The organism is Sphingobacterium composti, from assembly GCF_009829075.1.
GTDB classification, from domain to species: domain Bacteria; phylum Bacteroidota; class Bacteroidia; order Sphingobacteriales; family Sphingobacteriaceae; genus Sphingobacterium; species Sphingobacterium composti.
On sequence record NZ_WUQZ01000021.1, the window covers coordinates 20,233 to 42,107 of the forward strand.

A 21,875-nucleotide genomic window follows, 5' to 3' on the forward strand; every position below is an offset into this window, starting at 1 on the left:
TATTTCTAAGTATATTTAAAGCGTTTTCGAAATTCAATTAGCCTAAATATGAATAAAAAAGACTTATCTGAATCTGACATAAAAGCAAAATATATCACACCTGCTATTTTAAAATCAGGTTGGGATGAGCAAACTCAAATTGGTCGTGAAATTTTCTTTACAGACGGACGTATCTATGTAAAAGGAAAACTGACGGCAAGAGGTAAACGAAAATTTGCTGACTATATTCTTTTCTACAAACCAAATGTCCCGATTGCAATTATCGAGGCGAAAGATAACAAGCACACTTTAAAAAGTGGTATTCAACAAGCGCTTAACTATGCCAATACTTTAGATATTCCTTGTGTATTTAGCAGTAATGGTGATGGATTTTATTTTCACGACAAAACAGCTATTGACGGAGAAATTGAAAAAGAAATATCGTTAGAAGAATTTCCAAGCCCCGAAATTCTTTGGGAGAAATACAAAAAATATAAGGGCATTGAAACAACAGAGGTTGAAGAAATTGCCAAACAAGCTTATTTCCAAGATGGTTCTGGACGTAGCCCAAGATATTACCAACAGATTGCAATTAACAGGACGATCGAAGCAGTTGCAAAAGGATTAGATAGAATTCTATTAGTAATGGCTACTGGAACAGGTAAAACGTATACCGCATTTCAAATCATTTATAGATTATGGAAAAGTGGCTCTAAAAAAAGAATTCTTTTTTTAGCTGACAGAACTGCATTGATTGACCAAACAGCTCGTGGAGATTTCAGACATTTCAAAGATGCGTTAACAATCATCAAACATAAAAAAATTGATACTGCCTATAATATCTATTTAGCATTGTATCAAGGTTTGTCTGATAATAAATCAGAAGATGCTTACAAACAATTCAGTCGAGATTTCTTTGACTTAATCATTATTGATGAGTGCCACAGAGGAAGTGCAAAAGAAGATAGCAAATGGAGAGAAATTCTTGAGTATTTCAACAATGCTACTCATATTGGTTTGACAGCAACACCAAAAGAAACAATCGAAGTTTCTAACATTGACTATTTTGGTGAACCTATTTATACTTATTCCTTAAAACAAGGAATTGATGATGGTTTTCTCGCCCCATACAAAGTAGTAAAAATCACATTAGACATTGATGCGGAAGGTTGGAGACCACCACAAGGATTTTTAGACAAAAATGGAAATCCTGTTGAAGATAGAATTTATAACCGAACAGATTTTGACAAAAATATTATCGTTGAAGAACGAAGGAAATTAGTAGCCAAAAAGATTACAGAATTTCTAAAAGGTTACGACAGATTTGCTAAAACTATTGTATTCTGTATTGATATTGAGCATGCAGAAGGAATGCGTACTGCATTGGCTAACGCCAATGCGGATTTATTTGCTCAAAATAATAAGTATGTAATGCAAATTACAGGAGATAATGAAGAAGGCAAAAGAGAATTGGACAGTTTTATCAATCCAAGTGAACGCTATCCTGTTATTGCAACTACTTCAAAACTAATGACAACTGGTGTCGATGCTCAAACATGCAAACTCATTGTTTTGGATAGCAATATTGGTTCAATGACGGAGTTTAAACAGATAATAGGTCGTGGTACTCGCATTAATGAAGAATACGGAAAAACATATTTTACCATTATGGATTTCCGAAATGTTACCAATTTATTTGCCGACCCAGATTTTGACGGCGATCCTGTAATGATAAAGCAAGTAAATGAAGATGAGGATTTAAGTGATGCTGGAGAAGAAACAAATGATGAAACAATTACGGACATTTTAGATGGCGAAGTTGTAGATTTTCCCGAAGTTGAAGGCGGTGGAGAAATTGAAGAAAATACCAAACGAGAAAAAATTCGAGTAGATGGAGTACAAGTCAAAATTGTAAACGAGCGTATTCAATATTTGGGAGCTGACGGAAAGATTATAACCGAAAGTTTAAAGGATTATACAAAATCGAATGTTACCAAACAATACCAAACTTTAGAAACATTCTTATTGCGTTGGAACAATGCAGAGAAAAAAGAAGCCATCATTCAAGAGTTAGAAGAACAAGGTATTTTCTTTGACGCTTTGAAAGAGGAAGTCGGAAAAGATTTTGACCCATTCGATTTGATTTGTCATTTGGCTTTCGAAGCGAAACCTTTAACAAGAAAAGAAAGAGCAAACAATGTGAAAAAACGCAACTATTTCACAAAATATGGAGAAAAAGCACAAGAAGTTTTAAATAGTTTGTTAGATAAATATGCAAAAGATGGTTTGCTAACTATCGAAAGCACAGAAGTTTTGAAGTTAGACCCATTAAATAAATTAGGAACTCCTATCGAACTCATTAACGCCTTTGGTGGAAAATCACGATATTTGCAGGCTTTAAAAGAATTAGAAACAGAATTATACAATAGTATAGCATAATGGCAAATATAGGAGCAGTAATTTCGAGTATCAGAAATATAATGCGTCAAGACAGAGGTATTTCTGGTGATGCCCAACGTTTAGAACAGTTGGGTTGGATGCTCTTTTTGAAAATAATTGACGATAAAGACCAAGAACTCGAAATATTAAAAGATGATTACACATCGGTTATTCCCGAAAAATTTCAATGGAGAAATTGGGCTTCCAATCCCGAAGGAATTACAGGTGATGAGTTATTAGCATTTATAGACAGTACCGCAAGCGATAACAAAGGACTTTTTGCTACTTTAAGCACTTTGACCAATCCCCAAAATCCGAAAAGAGCGAGCATTGTTCAGCAGATTTTTGATGGAACGAACAACTTTATGAAGTCGGGTTATGAAATGCGTAAAGTTATTAATGAACTCAATAAAATAGATTTCAATAGCTCCAAAGACAAACAAGTTTTCGGAACGATATACGAGAGTATTTTAGTAGAGTTGCGTGATGCTGGTAACAAAGGTGAGTATTATACACCAAGAGCCGTTACCAAGTTGATGACGATGATGACTGACCCCAAATTGGGTGAACGTGTACTCGATCCCGCATCTGGGACTGCCGGTTTCCTTACAGAAGCCATAGACCACGTTCGGGATAATTACGTAAAAACGGTAGCAGACGAACGCATTTTACAAACCAGTATTACAGGTTGGGAATTTAAACCTGTTCCGTTTGTATTGGGATTGACTAATCTTATTTTACACGAAATAGAGGTTCCCGATTATCATTATATCGACAGTTTAAAAGTAGAATACAACAGTATTAGCAGAAAAGATCTAGTGGACGTTATTCTTGCCAATCCGCCATTTGGAGCGAGTATTGCTGATGGTGTAGAAACCAACTTTCCTGCAAACTATCGTTGCAAAGAATCGGCAGATTTGTTTGTAATTCTGATGTTACAACTATTAAAATCAAACGGTAGAGCAGCTATTGTTTTACCCGACGGTTCTATTACAGGCGAAGGTGTAAAAGCCCGAATCCGTGAAAAATTATTGACCGATTGTAATTTGCATACTATTATTCGTTTGCCACAAAGTACTTTCTTCCCTGCTACGGTAAGTACCAACTTGTTGTTTTTTGAAAAAGGTAGCAAAACCAACGATATTTGGTATTACGAACACAAACTACCAGAAGGGCAAAAAAGCTACAGTAAAACCAAACCCATACAATTTGAAGAGTTTGAACCATTAATACAATGGTGGAACAACCGTAAAGAAAACGACCAAGCTTGGAAAGTAAATGTTAAAGATTTAAAAGATTGGGATTTGGATATTAAGAATCCAAATTCAAATATTGAAGAAATAAGTTTGACTACTGATGAAGTAATTAAGAAGTTATCAGCTTCCTTTACAAAATCTCAATCAGTAATCGATGAATTAGAAAATTTATTGAACTAAATGGGAAGGAAATATTTAATCAAAGATTTTCTAAAAAGGATTAAAAGACCTGTTCAACTTAATCCTGACAAAGAATATAAGTTAGTTACTATCAGCTCTAAACATAGAGGAATTAAACTACGTGAATTTAAAAAAGGTAGTTTAATAAAATCCAATATGTATGAAGTAAAGGCTGGTGATTTTGTGTTATCTGGTATTGATGCAAGAAATGGAGCGTTTGGAATAATCCCTCAGGAATTAGATGGTGGAATTATTACGAATGATTTTTGGTGTTTGGAAATCAATGAGGATGTAATTTCCAAAGAACTTTTTTTGGAGCTAACAGCTACAACTTGGTTTGATGAGTTATGCAATAAAGGTAGCGATGGAACGACAAACAGAGTACGACTTCAAAAAGACAAATTTTTCAATCAAGAAGTTGTTTTACCAGTAAAGCATGAACAAAAACAGTTGCTTGAAAAAATTCTTACAATTAAGGGAAAGTCAAACATTCTTAAACAAGAAATTGAGTATCAAAAACAATTACTATCTCAATTCAAACAGGCCATTTTACAAGAAGCCATACAAGGCAAATTGACAGAAAATTGGCGTGTTAAAAATCCTAATGTTGAGCCAGCTTCGGAATTATTAAAACGCATCAAAGCCGAAAAAACACAACTCATCAAAGAGAAAAAAATAAAGAAAGAAAAAGAATTAGCACCTATTTCAAAAGAAGAAACACCTTTTGAAATTCCTGAAAATTGGGTGTGGTGTAGATTGGGAGAGCTATTTCAAACAACTTCAGGGGGAACTCCACTTCGTAACAATGTGTCCTATTGGAATGGAGATATTAAGTGGTATAAATCAGGCGAATTAAATGACTGTCTATTAGTTGATAATTCAGAAGAATATATAACTGAGAAAGGATTAATTGAATCTTCGGCTACACTTTTTCCTAAAGGAACGTTATTAATTGCTATGTATGGAGCTACAGCAGGTAAGTTGGCTATTTTAAATAGTGAAGCAACAACTAACCAAGCTGTTTGTGGTTTTTTTGAAAACAAAAATATTATTACACGCTATTTATTTAATTATTTGTTTGCTCATAGAACGCAAATGATTAAGGAATCTTGGGGAATGTCTCAACCCAATATTAGTCAAACATATTTACGAAATTTTGTTTTTGCACTTCCTCCATTTTCAGAACAACAAGCTATTGTAGAAAAAGTAGAAAGTTTGATGGCAAAATGCACCGTTTTGGAGCGAGAAATAGCCCAAAGTAAGCAATATGCAAATATACTAATGCAAGCCGTTCTTAAAGAATCGTTTGAGAGTAAAAAAGCACTGGCGGAATCTGTTCAAATGGATAGATCTATCCAACTAGCATTGATGCAGATGATGTTTAAGCAAAACTTAGGTATCAATTATGGCGAAGTCATTATGCAGAAAACAGCATATAATTTAGATCATCTTAACCATAACAAGTCAAAGTATTTCCAATATGATTTTCAGCGTTCTAATCACGGTGCATTTTCTGTACAATTAAGAAAGGACATTGAGGTTAATCCATATCTATCAACAAAATCAACAGAAAAAGGTAAAGTAATCTGTATAGAGCAGCAACATAACTCAGCATTACTAGATGCCTTTTCGACTCCTATCTACAAAGATTATATACAGTCACTTACAAATCTTTTGGAAATCTATTCTCTACCCATTATTGGAAAAAAATCTGATCAGATAGAACTCTTCAATACGGTGCTGAAAATAATGAATGATTTAAGTGTAACTGACATCGAAACCATATATGGTGCTATGGAAAATTGGGAGATTGAGCAAAAAGGATATAAGACTAAAGCTGAAAAATTTTCTAGAATTGAAACAGAAAAAATATTGGAGCTCATTGTTAAAATTCGTAATTAATTGACTTAAATTATGAATAATATCGATTGGTTGGAGTCATATAATGACTCCTTGTTTCAAATTGAAAAGGAATATTCACTTACAGACCTTCATACTGAAGATGAAAAATTTGCTGAAAATTCCTATTGGAACAGGATAGGAAATTTATCTATCTTCAGTAAAAATATGGAAGAGAATGGCTATCATTTTCTATACGAAATTCAAGGACTAAGCAGTCAAATACATTTCGGATTAAAAAACTGTTTATTCTTTGATTCATTAAGAAGCAAGAGAATTGGATTTCCAAATCTTTATAATCACCGTTACGGTTTCTTTGTTGAATCCACTGTTCATGCAATATATGCCTATTGGAATCGAGTAGCTGGTTTTATCAATTTCTATTTCGAGAAACCATTCGGTAAAAGGCAGATTTATTTTAATCAAAGATTGTTAGAAAAATTAGAATTAGAGTTTAAAGGAATTGAAAAGTCTAGCCCATTTAAGTATGTATTAGATATTAATTCAACATTGAATTCATTGGATCGGAATGAACTTGCTCATAATAATTCACTTATTATGCAGGAATTTCTGCCATATAAATATGATGAATCTCGTTTAAATTTTGATGAAATCAATAAAAAGCTTGTGTTTCTAAACAATACAATCGCTCGAGAAATTGATGTTCTATGTGAATTATTTGAATATTTGGAAAAGGAAAAGAATCGTAAATAGGTATTAGTATTAAAGTATATTTTTATCTCTAATAAAGAAGAATTATTAACTTTTTTTATTATTTATGTCATCATTTAGAGAAGTGCCAAGCTAAGTAATAAAAACGATTAATAGATATGTTATTTCAAGTATTGAAGATATGTAAATGAAAGTACAATTTACTGAAAGCTCTTCGGAGCTACAAAATTAATATAGCTAAATAATTAGCTACAACATCCTATTCTAGTAACAGCTAGCTTCAGATGATATTATTGACTAATTAAATTATTATTTTATTAACCTGAATTATGTTTAATCCATATATAGTTGGCTTTGTTGTAGGTCTGGTGACGGTTTTTGTATGCTTGTACTTTTCTTTATTTCAGGAAGTTAAGAATAGTAAATTCATTCGTAAATATTTGTTACTCATATCTATTATTCTAATATCAATAGCATTATTATTAGCAATCATTTCTCCATTTTTTTTTACAAATTTTGACATTTTTGATGGTGAAAAAGTAGTGAAATATGGTTCAGTAGGAGATGCAATAGGTGGATTAATGAATCCTTTTATTGGCATAGCAGCTGTAATTGGTACTGGATTAGCTTTTTATGCACAGTACCAAGCTAATAAGCAGGTCCAGGATCAGTTTAAACTACAACAGTTTGATAATCAATTTTATGAAATGCTTCGGCTACATAAGGAAAATGTAAATGAGATGGAAATTTGGAATGAAGGTAATACTAAATTAATTTCTAAAGGAAGGACTTCGTTTACTATTTATAAATTAGAATTTGAAATGTTTCTTAGAATGTTAATTGAATCGGGAGAGGAGTTTAACGATAAAAATTTTGCTATTTTATATAGACTTTTTTTTACAGGACTTTATGAAGAATTAACGAATGAAATAAAGAATAATATTCCTAAATTCTATATTAGATTTAATAAAAGTCAACCAACTTGTTTTGATGGTTTTGAAATTATACATTATACTATAGATGCTGAGTATGCTCAATTTCATAAAATGTATGAAAGACTTCCGAATTTAGGATATATTCAATTTTTAGGACATTATTACAGGCATTTATACCAAATGGTTAAATTTGTTGTTACTAAATTTACAGAAGGATTGTTAACGTATGACATTTCTATAAATTATCTGAAGATTCTGAGAGGACAATTATCAAATGATGAACAAGTGATGCTATTCTATAATTGGATAGCTGGATTACATGATAGAAATATCGGTTTCAAATGGGAGAATGATGAGAATCAATTTTTTACGGAATTTTTAATGATTCACAATTTACCACTTGGCAATTTATTTGAAGATGATTACATAAAAAAGAAAATTGAATATTTAAGAAGTATTGAGGTAATCAATAGAAAGGGTAATTTGTTTGAATGGGATTAAAAAATATTGTTTATTTGATTATCTATCCTGTTATAAATAATGGAATTGAAGATTTTTCTTTGGCCAATATAATAGATAAGCGAGAACCAATTAAGGTTTATCACAAGGTATATAAGTAGGTGTAAAGCTACCTCTAATTAGCTAATATATGATACATCTTGTTACAAACAATAAAAATTATCACAAAATAAAAATGCACCATCTAAAAGGTGGTGCATTTTGTGGTGTAAATTTTGCAACTGACTGATAATCAGTGTTTCTTGTGGAGTCGGAGGGATTCGAACCCTCGTCCAAACATAGTATGATTTACGCTTTCTACATGTTTAGCTTCTCTTTGATTGTCGAGAGAGGGAAGGTGAGTCGCTTACCTATACCGTTCTCCGTATTTGCTGTGTCTCGTCACTACTTAGCAAAATCGCAGTGACCAGTTCTATTGTTCGATGCCCCAAATGTTAAACCAAAGAACAGGATCTAACGGGACAAATAGCTATGTTAAGTCTAACTTAAGCAGCTAAGGCGTAGTTTTCTTCGCCAGTTATAAGTGTGAAAGTTCAGATTAAAGTGCTCTACTAACAACGCACTACATGCTTACATAACCATCGCTATCCTGTCAATTCCGGTCGACCCCATTATGATTATGGACTACAAAAGTAGATAAATTAGCTGGAAATAACAAACCAATGCTACTTTATACGGCCTACTCGAAATATGATCGGGAAAATAACACGACGTACTTCTTGAATGCCCCATACTACACGTAAATCATCTTCGATTTCAGATATTGGATTGTAATTGTTCTTCTCAATAAAGTTATGAACAGCTGACCACGTGTTGAGATAGCCTATCAAATGATCGAAACGCCATAGTTTTATATTGTTTATTTCTGGTGTTTCCAATTCTCTAAAAGGAAAAGGAATTGTTTGGTATTTATTTTGGATATGTTTGTTTTCATCATCCCAATAATTTCCAATAATATCTGTGTAAAATCGACGTATAATGGTGTCGATTTCTGGTGTAATATTATTTAGTTCATAGCCGATCAATGCAATTATTCCATTAGGTTTTCCTACACGTTTTACTTCAGTATTAAACTTATCAAAATCAAACCAATGTACGGCTTGTGCTACGGTAATCAGGTCAAAGGTATTATTTTCAAATGTTGTTTTTTCGGCAGGTTGGGCAGAATAATGGATGTTATCTGCTTGAAAAGCATACTTTAACTGTTGTTCACTTATGTCAGTTGCTTCAACCTCATGAAAATCTTTGGCTAATTCCAATGCAACTTGACCACTTCCCGTTCCACAATCCCATGCTTTTGCTTTTTCATTCAACAGCGGATAAATAAAATCAAACATAGCTTGCGGATAGTCAGGTCTATATTTGGCATATTGCCCTGGTGAAACTGAAAAATTGTCTTTCATGGTTTAAACGCTTAGTTCTTATAAAGTTAACTTTTTTTTAGTCGTATTCAAATACATCCGAAATAAGGAATTTACCATCTTTTTCTACTACTACAATGTCTCTATCGTAATCTACTCCAAAATCATTATCACGAATTAAAGTTTCGAAGACTATTGATCTACTTTCTGTGTTTATCTTTTTTATTTCAATTTGTTTTACTACTATCTTTCCCCAATCTTGTCCGGATATTAGAAATCCAGTGTAAATAGGGTGGGTATTAACCTCATATTTGTTTCCCCATTTCTTATTAAATTCTTCTTCGGTTAGACTAACTTCTGTGTCTAAACCTACATTCATGGCGTCCATTTTGAATTCAAAATATTCGGGGGTAGTTATGTTTTGCATGTCAGGGTTGGAGCCGTCAAAATGTTCGGATATTACTTTGGAAAGCCAAAATTTAGCAGCACTAATGTCTAATGAAACAGGTGCAACTTCATTTTTTGGTATACTGTCATTTTTTTTGTTCGTGGTGCTGAGTTTAGATGATTTATCATTGCTTTGTTGACATGATACCAGGAAATAGAAAATTATGATTATAATATATTTCATAATAAAAGTTTATACTTTAAATATACTAAAAGAATAATGTTTGTTGAAAATAAAAAAGGAGTTTAAATTGAATTAAACTCCCGTTTTGTTTAGATAGATAGATTAGAATATTTTAACCAATTTTTAATGAAGTCATGGTCAGTGATCCACCAATGGCCTCGTCATTAAAAATGTCTATATTTTCATTTTTTTCTTGTAGTCCCAAAGCATATAACATTGGTATATAATGTTCAGGAGTAGGAATCGCCAATTCAAATTCTTTTCCTTGCTTATGGTACTCTATTAAGGGTGTATGATTACGATCTCTGATGTATGTTTTCATAGTCTCGTCTGCATATTTAGCCCAGTCATAAGCAAATCCACTACTATTTAGATGTTTCCAAGAAACCATTCTGAGGTTGTGTACATTATTGCCACTTCCAACAATCAACACGCCTTTGTGGCGTAAGATAGCCAGTTCTTTAGCTAAATTGTAATGATATGCTGGCGGTTTTGTGTAGTCAATGCTCATTTGAATAACAGGAACATCTGCATAGGGGTACAGGTGTTTGATTACTGACCATGCACCATGATCCAAACCCCATTTGTCGTCTAAATGAACATCTGTTGATGTGATGATTTCTTTAGTAAATTGAGCCAATTCAGGGCTTCCTGGTGCAGGATATTGCACATCAAATAACTCTTGCGGAAATCCACCAAAGTCATGAATAGTTTGCGGCATATCCATGGCAGTTACGTAGGTGCCACGTGTTTCCCAATGGGCCGATACAACAAGAATAGCTTTGGGTTTTTCAATCTTCTTACTAATGTCTCGAAAACCTTGGACAAATTCATTTTCTTCGATTGCATTCATTGGACTTCCATGCCCGAGGAAAAGTACGGGCATTTTGCTAGTGTTTTCTAGTTCTGTTGAGAAATTATGTAATTTACTCAGTTTATATGCAGCTCCTGATAATGGGAGTGCAGCGGCAGCGGCTAAAAATTGTTTTCTATTCATTTCTTCTTGCATAGTACCTTTCTCAATTACTAATGCAAAGGTCAGAAAATAGAAATAGGGGTGGGTATGAGTTTTTGGAAAAAAAGTTGTGATTTTAGGAAAGTAGTTTGTTCATCTCTTCTCTAAATTCAGATGGGGTTTGTCCGGCTTTCTTTTTAAAAACACTCGTGAAATAGGCTTTGTCATTATATCCCAATTCATAACCAATCTCTGCAATACTTTTGTCTGTAGTAAAAAGTAGTTTTTTTGCTTCTATTAGCTTACGTGTTTCTATAATCTCAGAAACTGGTAGATGTAACACTTGCTGTGTAAGAGTATTTAAAGATTTGCTACTCATAAATAGTTTTTCTGCATAGTAATTTACACCTTCTGGTCTTCGAAAGTTATCTTCTAAAATTTGGAGAAAATTACGAAAGGTAATGTTTTGATTTTTTGTAATGTTTTGATCGTCATTATATGCTTTTTTGCGTTCGCTCTCTATAATAGTAAATAAGGCTGATAATAATTCGCGGATTATCGATAATTCGGATGATTGATTTGTATGTTCATCATAGATAAGTTCGCAAATTGTATTAAGTCGTGAGGCACTTTTGCTATTTATTAGTTTAAAATTCGCCTTTTCATGGTAATAGTCATATAATTTAAAAGTTATTTCTGGAATAAACTCACTTTTGAAGCGAATGGCCCAGCCCTCGAACTCATTATTATTGAGTTCGGGAGATACACGATGAATTTTTCCTTTAGTTACAAATGATATGCATGGAGCATCTATATTTTGAGTTTTATAATCAATAAAATGAGTCAATTTTCCTTTGAGCACAACAATAAGTTCTTCATAATCGTGTTGATGTGGATTATTAGGGTTGGAGGAAATATTTTCGACCAAACTTTCATTAATTCTGAAAATACTAAACAATTCCTGCATATATAAAGGTACTTTTTTGATTTGAGATCTCAAAAAACAATTATTTTATGTTGTTTTGGTTTTTTTTAGTTATTTTTTTATTTAAAAATAGGTTTTCATTTCTATTATGTGTTGTTTTGTGATGTTTTTAATATTTTTATTAATGAAAATGTGATAAAAAACTAATATTTAACTTGTTTTTATAAAAATTTTGTGTTTAATTTGGGTTAGAATTGAAAATTAACCAAAAATAATATGCAAACTAATCAAAAAAAATCCTTCATTCCACTAATTATTATAGTAATTTTAGTGATTTTGTGTTTATTCTTTCCTGGAGTTCCAGGTGTTAGTAAAACTTACGAATATAATGGTGCAGATGTATCATGGATGTTAGCGTCTACTGGACTAGTTTTGATCATGACGCCAGGTTTGGCTTATTTCTATGGTGGCATGGTCAAGAAAAAGAATGTAATCTCTACCATGTTGCAGAGTTTTATCTGTATGGCAGTCGTTGCTGTGCTGTGGGTGGTGTTTGGTTTCTCTTTAGTATTCGGTGATTCTATTGGAGGTGTTATTGGCGATCCTACCAAATATTTTATGTTCAGAGGTGTTGTAGATGGTGAGCCGTGGGCAGGAGCTCCAACGATTCCTTTTACTTTATTCGCGATGTATCAATTGAAGTTCGCAATTATCACCCCTGCATTAATCACTGGTGCTGTAGCCGAACGTATTAAGTTCACCTCATACGTGTTATTTATTTGCTTATTCTTCGTGTTTATATATGCACCATTAGCGCATGCGACATGGCATCCAGATGGATTGTTGTTTAAATTAGGTGTATTGGACTTTGCAGGTGGTACAGTAGTACACATGTCAGCAGGTTTGACAGCGTTAGCAGCTGCAATTTATATGAAGCATGGAAAGCAATTTAAAGAACATACTCCTGCGCGTATTACCTATGTGTTACTAGGTACAGGTTTGCTTTGGTTCGGTTGGTATGGCTTCAATGCTGGATCAGCTTTTGGAGCTTCTCAATTAGCGGCTACCGCATTAGCAACTACATCAACAGCATCTGGAGCAGCAGCATTAACTTATATATTCTTTGATGCGGCAAAAGGTATTAAACCATCGGCTATGGGCGTGTGTATCGGTGTTGTAGTAGGTCTTGTTGCAATTACGCCAGCAGCTGGTTTTGTGACGGTTCCTCACTCTTTAATTATCGGTGCGGTAGCGGCGATTGTAAGTAGATTGTGTATTGCTTGGAGAACTAAATCAAATTTGGATGATACTTTAGATGTATTTCCAAGTCATGGAGTAGGTGGTATGGTCGGTATGTTGTTAACCGGTGTATTTGCACATAGCTCTATCAATAGCGTGGTAGAAACTAATGGACTATTTTACGGGGAGACTGGTTTATTCACGGCACATCTTATCGGCTTAGTAGGTGCAATAGTGTTTACTTTGGTTGTGGCTTTTATCTTATTAAAAGTTGTGGATACAATTACACCTATTCGTGTCACTGAATTGGAAGAAGAAGAAGGTCTTGATCTTTCTCAGCACGGAGAGAAATTGTAAAAAGAGTTTTAGTTAAGTAATTAATATAGAATAAAGAATCCCTCCTTAATATTATCTAAATTGTGTTTTACTCGGCCTTTGGTAATGGCCGAGTAATTTTTTTACGATAAAAATAAAACGTGTAGTAGTTGGCGTTTGTAATTTTTGTACCTTTGCGTCATCAATTCAAACTATGAGTGACGCTATAAAACACGAGTGTGGTATCGCACTGATCAGACTACTAAAACCCCTCTCATATTATCAGGAAAAATATGGTACGCCTTACTACGGGATTAATAAGTTGTATCTTCTTATGGAGAAGCAACATAACCGTGGGCAAGATGGTGCGGGTATTGCTACTATCAAATTTGATGTAAAGCCTGGAAATAGGTATATCAGCCGCTATCGCGCAATGGGTTCTACAGCTGTGGCAGATATTTTTGAATACGTTCAAAAGAAATTTGCTGCGGTTCAAAAAGCTTATCCTGCTGAATCGAAGGATACGCAATGGTTAAAAGACAATGTTAGTTTTACGGGTGAGGTATTATTAGGGCATTTGCGCTACGGTACTCATGGTAAAAACAGTATTGAAAGTTGTCATCCTTTTCTTCGTCAAAACAATTGGATGACTAGGAATTTAGTAGTTGCAGGTAATTTTAACATGACGAATGTTGATGAGCTATTGCAACAACTTTATGATTTGGGACAACATCCCAAAGAGCAAGCTGATACGGTAACTGTTCTAGAGAAAATTGGTCATTTTTTAGATGATGAAAACCAAGAACTTTTTGATCAGTTCAAAAGAGAAGGTTATTCAAATGTAGAGATTTCAGCGCAAATAGGTAAAAACCTTGATGTGGCTAAAATATTAACTCGTTCAGCTAAGACTTGGGATGGTGGTTACACTATTGCTGGAATAATGGGGCATGGAGATGCTTTTGTAATGCGTGATCCTTCTGGTATTCGTCCAGCTTTCTATTATCAAGACGAAGAAGTTCTTGTCGTTGCATCTGAGCGCCCTGTAATTCAAACAGCTTTCAATATTCCTTTGCACGCGGTGAAGGAAATCAAGCCAGGTCATGCTCTTATTGCGAAAAAAGATGGTACGGTGACTGAGGAAATGTTCAGACAACCGACAGAACAAAAGTCGTGTTCGTTTGAGCGTATATATTTCTCTCGTGGATCGGATGCTGATATTTATCAAGAACGTAAACAACTTGGTAAATTATTATGTGATCAAGTGCTTAAAACATTGAAACACGATATCAAAAATACTGTGTTTTCATTTATTCCTAATACTGCAGAAGTATCTTACTATGGTATGATGGAAGGAATGAACAAATATGTGCGTGATTATCAAAAGGAAGTGTTGTTAAATCGCGATGAAAAGATTTCTGATGAAGAATTAAACGAGATTTTGAGTTTGCATCCTCGTTTCGAAAAATTAAATATCAAAGATGCCAAACTACGCACATTCATAACACAGGATGCAGATCGTCAGGATATGGTTCAGCATGTGTACGATACGACGTATGGAATCGTTCGCGATCATCAAGATACGATTGTAGCGATTGATGATTCTATTGTACGTGGTACAACTCTGAAACAATCAATTTTGACTATTCTTGATCGTCTTCATCCAAAGAAAATAATCATCGTTTCATCGGCTCCACAGATTAGATACCCAGATTGTTATGGTATTGATATGTCTCGTATGGGAGAATTTGTAGCATTCGAGGCAGCGATCAATTTACTAAAGAAAAATGGTATGTCTCATATTATTGATGAAGTGTATCAGAAATGTTTAGCATCTATTGTGTTGCCAAAGGATGAAGTTGAAAACTATGTGAAAGCAATATATGAACCTTTTACAGACGAAGAAATTTCACAAGAAATTGCACGTATTGTAAAACCACATAATCTTAATGCTGAGTTGGAAATTATTTTCCAAACTTTAGACAACTTGCATGTGGCATGTCCTAATCATAAGGGGGACTGGTATTTCTCAGGTGATTACCCAACTCCTGGAGGTAATAAAACTGTAAACCGTGCCTATATGAATTGGGTGGAAGGAAAGAATGTAAGAGCTTACTTTAGTAATTAATACATCCTATATAAAAATGAAAGCTAATCGAGTAATCGATTAGCTTTTTTTATATAATGATGATAAACTAACTTTCTAATTAATCTCAAACATTGATGTTTGAGTTATAATTTTGTGCCTAATCCTCGATTATGACAAAATCATCTCCATCATAAAGCCATTCTTCGGCATTTTGAGGAATTTCTAAATTTGTGATTTCTAAATCTTTAATCATATTCTTAAATTTTAATTACTCAAATATAGAATGTGATTATTAGAGTAGAGTGTAGTAAGTATTAACTTTGTGTTAAGTGGTATTTGCTTAATATTCGTCCATCTACATAATACCATGAATTTTGAATTTGCTTGAATGTTGATTTTTCGTGATGTACTTGAGTATTCAATTGAGCATCTAAATAATGAGCCTTGAATTCGACTGTACCAGATGTTGATTTTATAATTTCAAGAAACATCCATTTATTTTCTTTTGCCCACTTTTCTATATCTTTTTTATTCTGAAACCTTCGGGTATTTGGATGAAAAGTATTGTATATAAATTCTATATTATTCTTTGCAAATGCAGAATATCGCGCACGCATTAACTGATCTGCGCTCGATGCTGTAGTAAAATCTCGATGAATAATAAGGCAGCAGTTGTCATAAATTATTTCGCTACCACAAGGGCAATTTTCATGTTGTGACATTAAAATATTTTTTTTGCAAACTTACGTTTTCTGCTCAAAAGTAGCACCAGAGATTTTGTCGGTTTTTATGTTGAAAATGTGACAAACTATTTTAGGTAAAAAACCGTTCTAATATAAAAATCAATCAGTATGGGATCATTGAAAAATGAAATTATTGGGACGTGGAAACTTTTATCGTATATAGAGGTTCCTGTAGGAGGCGAAGAATATGTTTTTCCAATAGGAACTAATCCGAAAGGAATTTTGATTTTCAGTCCAGACGGGTATATGTCTGTACAAATTTCTGTTAAAAATCCGATTAAATTTGATACTGAGGATCGTTTATCACAAACAGATGAAAAAATAGCTGCACGATCCAAAAAGTATATAGCATTTACTGGAAAATATTCAATTGATAATGTATTGTGTCATGTAATTTATCATATTGATACATCACTAAATCCAAATTGGGAGGGAATTACACAAGTTCGTAAGCTAGATTTTGAAGCAGATATATTATATCAAAAATCCGTGGAACCGATTTCATCCAATGGTCAAATGGTTCACGCATATATGACATGGCAACGTGTGCCGAAAGCTATTGAGGTAGATAGTATTGGTGAAAGGCTTGAGGAATTATATTAAAATGAAGAAAGGGTTGGTTTATTTTAACCAATCCTTTCTGTTTTATTTAGAAGTGATGAATTTATTATCACCGTCTACTATGATGTTTATCAAATCTTTTTGGCGTAAGCTTTTTGTCGCTGTATCCCATTTCTTGCCAGACAAACCTGATTTATCTTTTGCTTCTGATAACGTTTGTTGTTCTTCTGATAAGATTGCTAAAATAGCTTTTTCATCTTCCGAAAGTTCAACAACAGGTTCTGTTTTTTCAGGACGCATTTGAGGGAAGAATAAAACCTCTTGGATAGATGCATTATTCGTTAAGAACATAATCAATCTATCCATACCGATACCTAATCCTGAAGTAGGAGGCATACCGTATTCCAATGCTCTCAAGAAATCTTGGTCGATGAACATCGCCTCATCATCACCTTTTTCCGAAAGTTTCATTTGCTCTTCAAAACGCTCACGTTGGTCGATTGGGTCGTTCAATTCTGAATAAGCATTCGCGATCTCTTTACCACATACCATTAATTCAAAACGCTCGGTCAATTCTGGATTGTCGCGGTGTTTTTTAGTTAATGGAGACATTTCGATAGGGTAGTCAGTGATGAAAGTAGGTTGGATAAAGTTTCCTTCACATTTCTCGCCAAATATTTCATCAATCAACTTGCCTTTGCCCATCGTATCATTCACCTCGATGCCCATGCTTTTCGCCGCTTCACGAAGTTCTGTCTCTGATTTTCCAGAAATATCAAAACCTGTAAATTGTTTAATAGCGTCAGCCATCGTCACGCGAGGATATGGCGCTTTGAAGTCTATTTCGTGCTCTCCAAATGTAGCTTTAGATGTACCATTTACAGCAATTGCACAGTGTTCTAATAATCGCTCTGTGAAATCCATCATCCAGTTGTAGTCTTTGTAAGCTACATAAATCTCCATTGCAGTGAATTCTGGATTGTGCGTACGATCCATACCTTCATTACGGAAGTTTTTTGAAAATTCGTAAACACCCTCAAAACCACCTACGATTAGACGTTTCAAGTACAATTCATTAGCAATACGTAGATACAATGGGATATCTAATGCATTGTGATGTGTTATGAATGGACGAGCTGCAGCACCACCAGGAATCGCTTGTAATACTGGTGTTTCAACCTCCATATAACCTGCGTCATTGAAGAATTGACGCATTGCATTAAATAATTTCGTGCGTTTTACGAATATATCTCTATTCTGAGCATTCACAATCAAATCCACATAACGCATTCTATAGCGTTGTTCTGGGTCAGTGAAAGCATCGAAAGTCTTTCCGTCAGCTTCTTTTACAATAGGAAGTGGGCGTAAAGATTTAGTTAGTACGGTTAATTTTTCAGTATGAATAGATATTTCACCGGTTTGAGTGGTAAAAACATATCCTTCAATACCTACGATGTCACCGATATCAAGCAATTTTTTGAAAACTGTATTGTAGAAAGTTTTATCCTCACCAGGACACAAATCATCACGTTTTACATAAGCTTGTATACGTCCTGTAGAATCTTGTAGCTCAATAAATGATGCATTACCCATGATTCTACGGCTCATAATACGACCCGCAATACGAATACTTTTATAGTTGATTTTATCTCTTTCGTAATTTTCTAGTATATCTGCCGCAGTTACATTCACCTTGTATTCATCAGCTGGATAAGGGTTTATACCTAGGTCGATGATACCTTGTAGGTTTTGTCTACGTTGTAGTTCCTGTTCGGATAGTGAAATACTCATGTTTTTATCTATTTTCAAATAATGAGCAAAAGTAACAAAAAGAGTAGATAAAATTGATTTTTTGTCTATATAATATGCCAAAATAATGTAGCTTTGTGCTTTAATATAATTCTTACCTATAGAGGGTGAAAAAATACAGAAGTGTTGATAAATATTATTTTGGAATTAATTTTAAAATAAGTTATCTTTGCACCTCAAATGTTAGCATATATAGTAATCATAAGATAAAATGAAAAAAGATTTACATCCATCAAACTACAGATTAGTTGTATTCAAAGATATGTCAAATGACTATGCTTTCTTAACTAAATCTTGTGTAGAGACAAAAGAGACAATTACTTGGGAAGATGGTAACGAATATCCAGTAGTGAAATTAGAGATTTCTCACACTTCACACCCATTCTATACAGGTAAAATGAAATTGGTTGATACTGCAGGTCGTATCGATAAATTCCGTAGCCGTTACAACAAGAAGTAATTATAATTTAACGATTATATATTCAAAAATCCCGATATGTATTTATCGGGATTTTTGTATTTTTAGCGAATGAGTATTTCCATTGTCTTATTTGATAATTTTGAAGAGCGAGCGAATTTATTACCTTTAGTTGCGACTCGTCCTATAGGCAATCTGCGTATTGGAGCTTTAACTATCAATCAAAAATGGAAAGTTTTGTCAAGTCAGGATGTTTCTTACCTCACTGTAGATTATCTTCAAGAGAAATTTCCTTGTAATCCTCTACAACCTGTCATTATATTAGTCAACGCGTGTATATTACCGACAAAGGATTTATTAGAAACATTTCTTAATCTAGAATTCAACTGCAATTTAGTCGACGAACAAGGCAAGTGGTTGGCCGTTAAAGTTATGAAAGAGGATTTTCTCTTGCTTCAGCAAAGAAAGAGGTTGGATTATCCAGAAACTTGTCTTATCGGAGATATTCCTCGGATAAAATATCTTGAGGATGTATTTCTTTTAAATGAGAAGCAGATTGCTGTTGATATTGAGCATTTGAAACTTCAAAAATCTGTATTTATTGATTATCAAAATTCGATATTTTATGGCGATGATTTGTATTTACATGATTCCATACAATTTGAACAAGTTACCTTGGATACCCGTACAGGGCCTGTTTATGTCGAAGAGGATGTGATTATAGAGCCTGGTGTTATTATAAAGGGGCCAGCATATATTGGTAAAGGAAGTAGATTGAAATCAGGAACTGTAATATATCCAAATGTGACAATTGGGCCTAATTGTACAATTAGTGGTGAATTAAATAATACCGTAATTTGGGGTAATTCTTCCAAAGGTCATTATGGTTATTTAGGCTGTGCTGTGATAGGTGAGGGATGTAATTTGGGTGCAGGTACGTCAAATTCCAATTTGAAAAATGATTGGAGTGAAGTGAAGGTGTATAATTATCAAAGCAATGATTTTCGAAATACAGGTTTATTAAAATGCGGTGTTTTCATAGGTGATCATAGTATGTTAGCAATTTCTTCAAAGATTAATACAGGTACTGTGATAGGTGTAGGTGCGCAGATTGCAATGTCAAATTTTATTCCCAAATTTGTGTCTGATTTTTCGTGGATCACAGATGCAAAATCTGAAAGTTATATGTTTACCAAGTTTATTGAAATGCTTACCCGAAAAGCGCAGATCAAAAAGGAGAATTTGACAGCTGAAGATAAAGAAATATTTGAATACATATACAGACAAAAAGAGTCGTTAAGAAATTATTAATCAACCTTAAATATATTAAAAACTATGCGTAAAAAAATTGTAGCAGGAAACTGGAAAATGAATTTGAATTTTGAAGAAGGCGTAAGTCTTTTTTCAGAAATTGTAAATATGGTGAAAGATGAGGTGGTGGGCGATCAAGAAGTAATCGTATGTACACCATTCATTCATTTGTCTACAGTTGCAAAAATGTCAGAAAACGTTAAAAACGTAAATATTGGTTCTCAAAATGTTCACCAAGCTGAATCTGGTGCTTACACTGGTGAAGTATCTGCTTCACAAGTAAAATCTGTAGGTGTAGAATATGTGATTTTGGGTCACTCTGAGCGAAGAGCTTATTTTGGAGAAACAGATGCTTTATTAGCTGAGAAAACAAATGTTACTTTAAAACATGGTTTAAAACCAATTTTCTGTATTGGAGAGACCAAAGAAGAGCGTGAATCAGGTAAATTCTTTGATGTAATCAAAAACCAATTGGTTAATGGCGTGTTCCACTTAAGTAAAGAAGATTTTGCTAAAGTGGTATTGGCATACGAGCCTGTTTGGGCCATTGGTACAGGCTTAACAGCTAGTCCAGAGCAAGCGCAAGAAGTTCATGCTTTCATCCGTGAGACTATTGCAAATCAATATGACGCAGAAACAGCAGACAACACGACAATCCTTTACGGAGGTAGCTGTAATCCATCTAATGCGCCAACATTATTCTCTCAAAAGGATATTGATGGTGGTTTGATAGGTGGTGCTTCTTTGAAATCAAGAGATTTCTTAGATATTGTTAAGGTATTTAATGCATAATTATAATAATGAAATATACTGCGGTTAACTTTGTGAGTGCGGATATACAGGATTGGCAGAAGGATTTGTTAATAGCTGATTTGGGAGATATAGGCTTTGATACTTTTGAAGATACAGAAGAAGGATTCTCGGCTTATATTCCAAGTTCAAATTTAGATTTACAGGCTCTAGAGACGCTTTTGTTGCATCAGGTAGTAGATTATTCATTAGACTACCAAGTACAAGATGTAAAAGAAGAGAATTGGAATGCGCTTTGGGAAAGCAATTTTAATCCAATAGTGGTGGATGATACTTGTTATGTTCGTGCTACTTTTCATGAAGCAAAGCCGGAGTATACATATGAAATCGTAATTGATCCTAAAATGTCGTTTGGTACAGGTCATCACCAAACGACATCTATGATGTTATCTTATATTTTGGAAAATAATTTTCAAAGTAAAAACGTACTTGACATGGGATGTGGTACGGGTATATTAGCTATCTTAGCTTCCAAAAAAGGTGCAAAATCTGTGCTGGCAGTCGATTATGATACCATTTGCGTTGATAGTGTCAAAGAAAATTCTGAACTAAATAACATAACTAATGTTAAGCCTCTATTAGGATCTAAAGAAGTGATCGAAGGTCAAAAATTTGATTGCATATTAGCGAATATTAATAGAAATATTTTGTTGGATCAAATGTCTACGTATGCAGATAACCTTGATTCTAATGGAGAATTATATATCAGCGGATTTTACGAAGAGGAGGATCTTCCAATTCTAAGAAAATTTTGTGAAGAGTTATCTTTTTCTTTTGTGAGTAACAAAGTTTTAGATAAGTGGTGTGCAGCAAAATTCATTAAAAAATAAGC

The 21,875-nt window shown here is 33.8% G+C and carries 18 protein-coding genes and 1 other RNA gene; 12 read left to right on the top strand and 7 right to left on the bottom strand.

The annotated features are described in order from the left end of the window. Nucleotides 1-48: 48 nt before the first annotated feature. From hsdR to GOQ17_RS12875, 5 genes are all read left to right on the top strand, one after another. Nucleotides 49-2,418 (top strand): EcoAI/FtnUII family type I restriction enzme subunit R, encoded by a 2,370-nt coding sequence (gene hsdR / locus GOQ17_RS12855; protein WP_159637953.1) that lies wholly within the window; start codon nt 49-51, stop codon nt 2,416-2,418. After that, nucleotides 2,418-3,854 carry a class I SAM-dependent DNA methyltransferase gene (locus GOQ17_RS12860; protein ID WP_159637955.1) on the top strand — a complete coding sequence of 479 codons (1,437 nt, stop codon included), beginning with the start codon at nt 2,418-2,420 and terminating at the stop codon, nt 3,852-3,854. Before hsdR ends, GOQ17_RS12860 begins: the two co-directional genes overlap by 1 nt. Further along, on the top strand, nt 3,855-5,756 hold the full coding sequence (locus GOQ17_RS12865) for a restriction endonuclease subunit S (RefSeq protein WP_159637957.1): 1,902 nt from the start codon (nt 3,855-3,857) through the stop codon (nt 5,754-5,756). 12 nt (nt 5,757-5,768) lie between these two features. After that, complete coding sequence (locus GOQ17_RS12870) at nt 5,769-6,467, top strand: hypothetical protein (RefSeq protein WP_159637959.1); 699 nt, start codon at nt 5,769-5,771, stop codon at nt 6,465-6,467. A 287-nt stretch (nt 6,468-6,754) separates the two neighbouring features. Further along, nucleotides 6,755-7,861, top strand: coding sequence for a putative phage abortive infection protein (locus GOQ17_RS12875; RefSeq protein WP_159637961.1), 1,107 nt, complete (start codon nt 6,755-6,757; stop codon nt 7,859-7,861). A 260-nt stretch (nt 7,862-8,121) separates the two neighbouring features. On the opposite strand, the gene ssrA is transcribed toward GOQ17_RS12875, so the two are convergent. From ssrA to GOQ17_RS12900, 5 genes are all read right to left on the bottom strand, one after another. Then, nucleotides 8,122-8,489: a transfer-messenger RNA gene (ssrA, locus tag GOQ17_RS12880) on the bottom strand. A 55-nt stretch (nt 8,490-8,544) separates the two neighbouring features. Continuing rightward, entirely contained in the window at nt 8,545-9,282 is a 738-nt protein-coding gene (locus tag GOQ17_RS12885) for a class I SAM-dependent methyltransferase (protein WP_159637963.1), read from the bottom strand. A gap of 37 nt (nt 9,283-9,319) precedes the next feature. Then, the gene (locus tag GOQ17_RS12890) at nt 9,320-9,871 is read right to left on the bottom strand and encodes a hypothetical protein (protein WP_159637965.1); all 552 of its coding nucleotides are present in this window, start codon (nt 9,869-9,871) and stop codon (nt 9,320-9,322) included. A 112-nt stretch (nt 9,872-9,983) separates the two neighbouring features. Then, on the bottom strand, nt 9,984-10,868 hold the full coding sequence (ygiD, locus tag GOQ17_RS12895; RefSeq protein WP_159637967.1) for a 4,5-DOPA-extradiol-dioxygenase: 885 nt from the start codon (nt 10,866-10,868) through the stop codon (nt 9,984-9,986). Between the two features lie 94 nt (nt 10,869-10,962). Further along, on the bottom strand, nt 10,963-11,793 hold the full coding sequence (locus GOQ17_RS12900) for an AraC family transcriptional regulator (protein ID WP_159637969.1): 831 nt from the start codon (nt 11,791-11,793) through the stop codon (nt 10,963-10,965). A gap of 234 nt (nt 11,794-12,027) precedes the next feature. Here GOQ17_RS12900 and GOQ17_RS12905 point away from each other — a divergent pair, with 234 nt between their 5' ends. Both GOQ17_RS12905 and GOQ17_RS12910 read left to right on the top strand, forming a co-directional pair. Further along, nucleotides 12,028-13,347 carry an ammonium transporter gene (locus tag GOQ17_RS12905; RefSeq protein WP_159637971.1) on the top strand — a complete coding sequence of 440 codons (1,320 nt, stop codon included), beginning with the start codon at nt 12,028-12,030 and terminating at the stop codon, nt 13,345-13,347. Nucleotides 13,348-13,519: 172 nt separating this feature from the next. Further along, complete coding sequence (locus tag GOQ17_RS12910; protein WP_159637973.1) at nt 13,520-15,430, top strand: amidophosphoribosyltransferase; 1,911 nt, start codon at nt 13,520-13,522, stop codon at nt 15,428-15,430. A gap of 275 nt (nt 15,431-15,705) precedes the next feature. On the opposite strand, the gene GOQ17_RS12915 is transcribed toward GOQ17_RS12910, so the two are convergent. Further along, a complete protein-coding gene (locus GOQ17_RS12915) occupies nt 15,706-16,113 on the bottom strand; it encodes a YchJ family protein (protein ID WP_159637975.1) in 408 nt (135 codons plus the stop codon). Between the two features lie 129 nt (nt 16,114-16,242). Between GOQ17_RS12915 and GOQ17_RS12920 the strand changes: the two genes are divergently transcribed. Continuing rightward, nucleotides 16,243-16,737 (top strand): lipocalin-like domain-containing protein, encoded by a 495-nt coding sequence (locus GOQ17_RS12920; protein WP_159637977.1) that lies wholly within the window; start codon nt 16,243-16,245, stop codon nt 16,735-16,737. A 42-nt stretch (nt 16,738-16,779) separates the two neighbouring features. On the opposite strand, the gene lysS is transcribed toward GOQ17_RS12920, so the two are convergent. Continuing rightward, a complete protein-coding gene (gene lysS / locus GOQ17_RS12925; protein WP_201288617.1) occupies nt 16,780-18,486 on the bottom strand; it encodes a lysine--tRNA ligase in 1,707 nt (568 codons plus the stop codon). Nucleotides 18,487-18,715: 229 nt separating this feature from the next. Between lysS and GOQ17_RS12930 the strand changes: the two genes are divergently transcribed. From GOQ17_RS12930 to prmA, 4 genes are all read left to right on the top strand, one after another. After that, nucleotides 18,716-18,964, top strand: coding sequence for a type B 50S ribosomal protein L31 (locus GOQ17_RS12930; protein WP_159637978.1), 249 nt, complete (start codon nt 18,716-18,718; stop codon nt 18,962-18,964). A gap of 69 nt (nt 18,965-19,033) precedes the next feature. Further along, nucleotides 19,034-20,233 carry a putative sugar nucleotidyl transferase gene (locus tag GOQ17_RS12935; protein WP_159637980.1) on the top strand — a complete coding sequence of 400 codons (1,200 nt, stop codon included), beginning with the start codon at nt 19,034-19,036 and terminating at the stop codon, nt 20,231-20,233. 24 nt (nt 20,234-20,257) lie between these two features. Continuing rightward, nucleotides 20,258-21,025, top strand: coding sequence for a triose-phosphate isomerase (gene tpiA, locus GOQ17_RS12940; protein ID WP_159637982.1), 768 nt, complete (start codon nt 20,258-20,260; stop codon nt 21,023-21,025). Between the two features lie 8 nt (nt 21,026-21,033). After that, nucleotides 21,034-21,873 carry a 50S ribosomal protein L11 methyltransferase gene (gene prmA, locus GOQ17_RS12945; RefSeq protein ID WP_159637984.1) on the top strand — a complete coding sequence of 280 codons (840 nt, stop codon included), beginning with the start codon at nt 21,034-21,036 and terminating at the stop codon, nt 21,871-21,873. Nucleotides 21,874-21,875: the final 2 nt, after the last annotated feature.

Bases quoted from the DNA above. Each gene is read 5' to 3' on its own strand.
- GOQ17_RS12935 (WP_159637980.1), top strand. From the start codon at position 19,034: ATGAGTATTTCCATTGTCTTATTTGATAATTTTGAAGAGCGAGCGAAT.
- GOQ17_RS12875 (WP_159637961.1), top strand. From the start codon at position 6,755: ATGTTTAATCCATATATAGTTGGCTTTGTTGTAGGTCTGGTGACGGTT.
- ygiD (WP_159637967.1), bottom strand. From the start codon at position 10,868: ATGAATAGAAAACAATTTTTAGCCGCTGCCGCTGCACTCCCATTATCA.
- hsdR (WP_159637953.1), top strand. From the start codon at position 49: ATGAATAAAAAAGACTTATCTGAATCTGACATAAAAGCAAAATATATC.
- GOQ17_RS12885 (WP_159637963.1), bottom strand. From the start codon at position 9,282: ATGAAAGACAATTTTTCAGTTTCACCAGGGCAATATGCCAAATATAGA.
- GOQ17_RS12910 (WP_159637973.1), top strand. From the start codon at position 13,520: ATGAGTGACGCTATAAAACACGAGTGTGGTATCGCACTGATCAGACTA.
- GOQ17_RS12870 (WP_159637959.1), top strand. From the start codon at position 5,769: ATGAATAATATCGATTGGTTGGAGTCATATAATGACTCCTTGTTTCAA.
- GOQ17_RS12865 (WP_159637957.1), top strand. From the start codon at position 3,855: ATGGGAAGGAAATATTTAATCAAAGATTTTCTAAAAAGGATTAAAAGA.
- GOQ17_RS12900 (WP_159637969.1), bottom strand. From the start codon at position 11,793: ATGCAGGAATTGTTTAGTATTTTCAGAATTAATGAAAGTTTGGTCGAA.
- tpiA (WP_159637982.1), top strand. From the start codon at position 20,258: ATGCGTAAAAAAATTGTAGCAGGAAACTGGAAAATGAATTTGAATTTT.
- GOQ17_RS12905 (WP_159637971.1), top strand. From the start codon at position 12,028: ATGCAAACTAATCAAAAAAAATCCTTCATTCCACTAATTATTATAGTA.
- GOQ17_RS12860 (WP_159637955.1), top strand. From the start codon at position 2,418: ATGGCAAATATAGGAGCAGTAATTTCGAGTATCAGAAATATAATGCGT.
- GOQ17_RS12890 (WP_159637965.1), bottom strand. From the start codon at position 9,871: ATGAAATATATTATAATCATAATTTTCTATTTCCTGGTATCATGTCAA.
- GOQ17_RS12930 (WP_159637978.1), top strand. From the start codon at position 18,716: ATGAAAAAAGATTTACATCCATCAAACTACAGATTAGTTGTATTCAAA.
- prmA (WP_159637984.1), top strand. From the start codon at position 21,034: ATGAAATATACTGCGGTTAACTTTGTGAGTGCGGATATACAGGATTGG.
- GOQ17_RS12920 (WP_159637977.1), top strand. From the start codon at position 16,243: ATGGGATCATTGAAAAATGAAATTATTGGGACGTGGAAACTTTTATCG.
- lysS (WP_201288617.1), bottom strand. From the start codon at position 18,486: ATGAGTATTTCACTATCCGAACAGGAACTACAACGTAGACAAAACCTA.
- GOQ17_RS12915 (WP_159637975.1), bottom strand. From the start codon at position 16,113: ATGTCACAACATGAAAATTGCCCTTGTGGTAGCGAAATAATTTATGAC.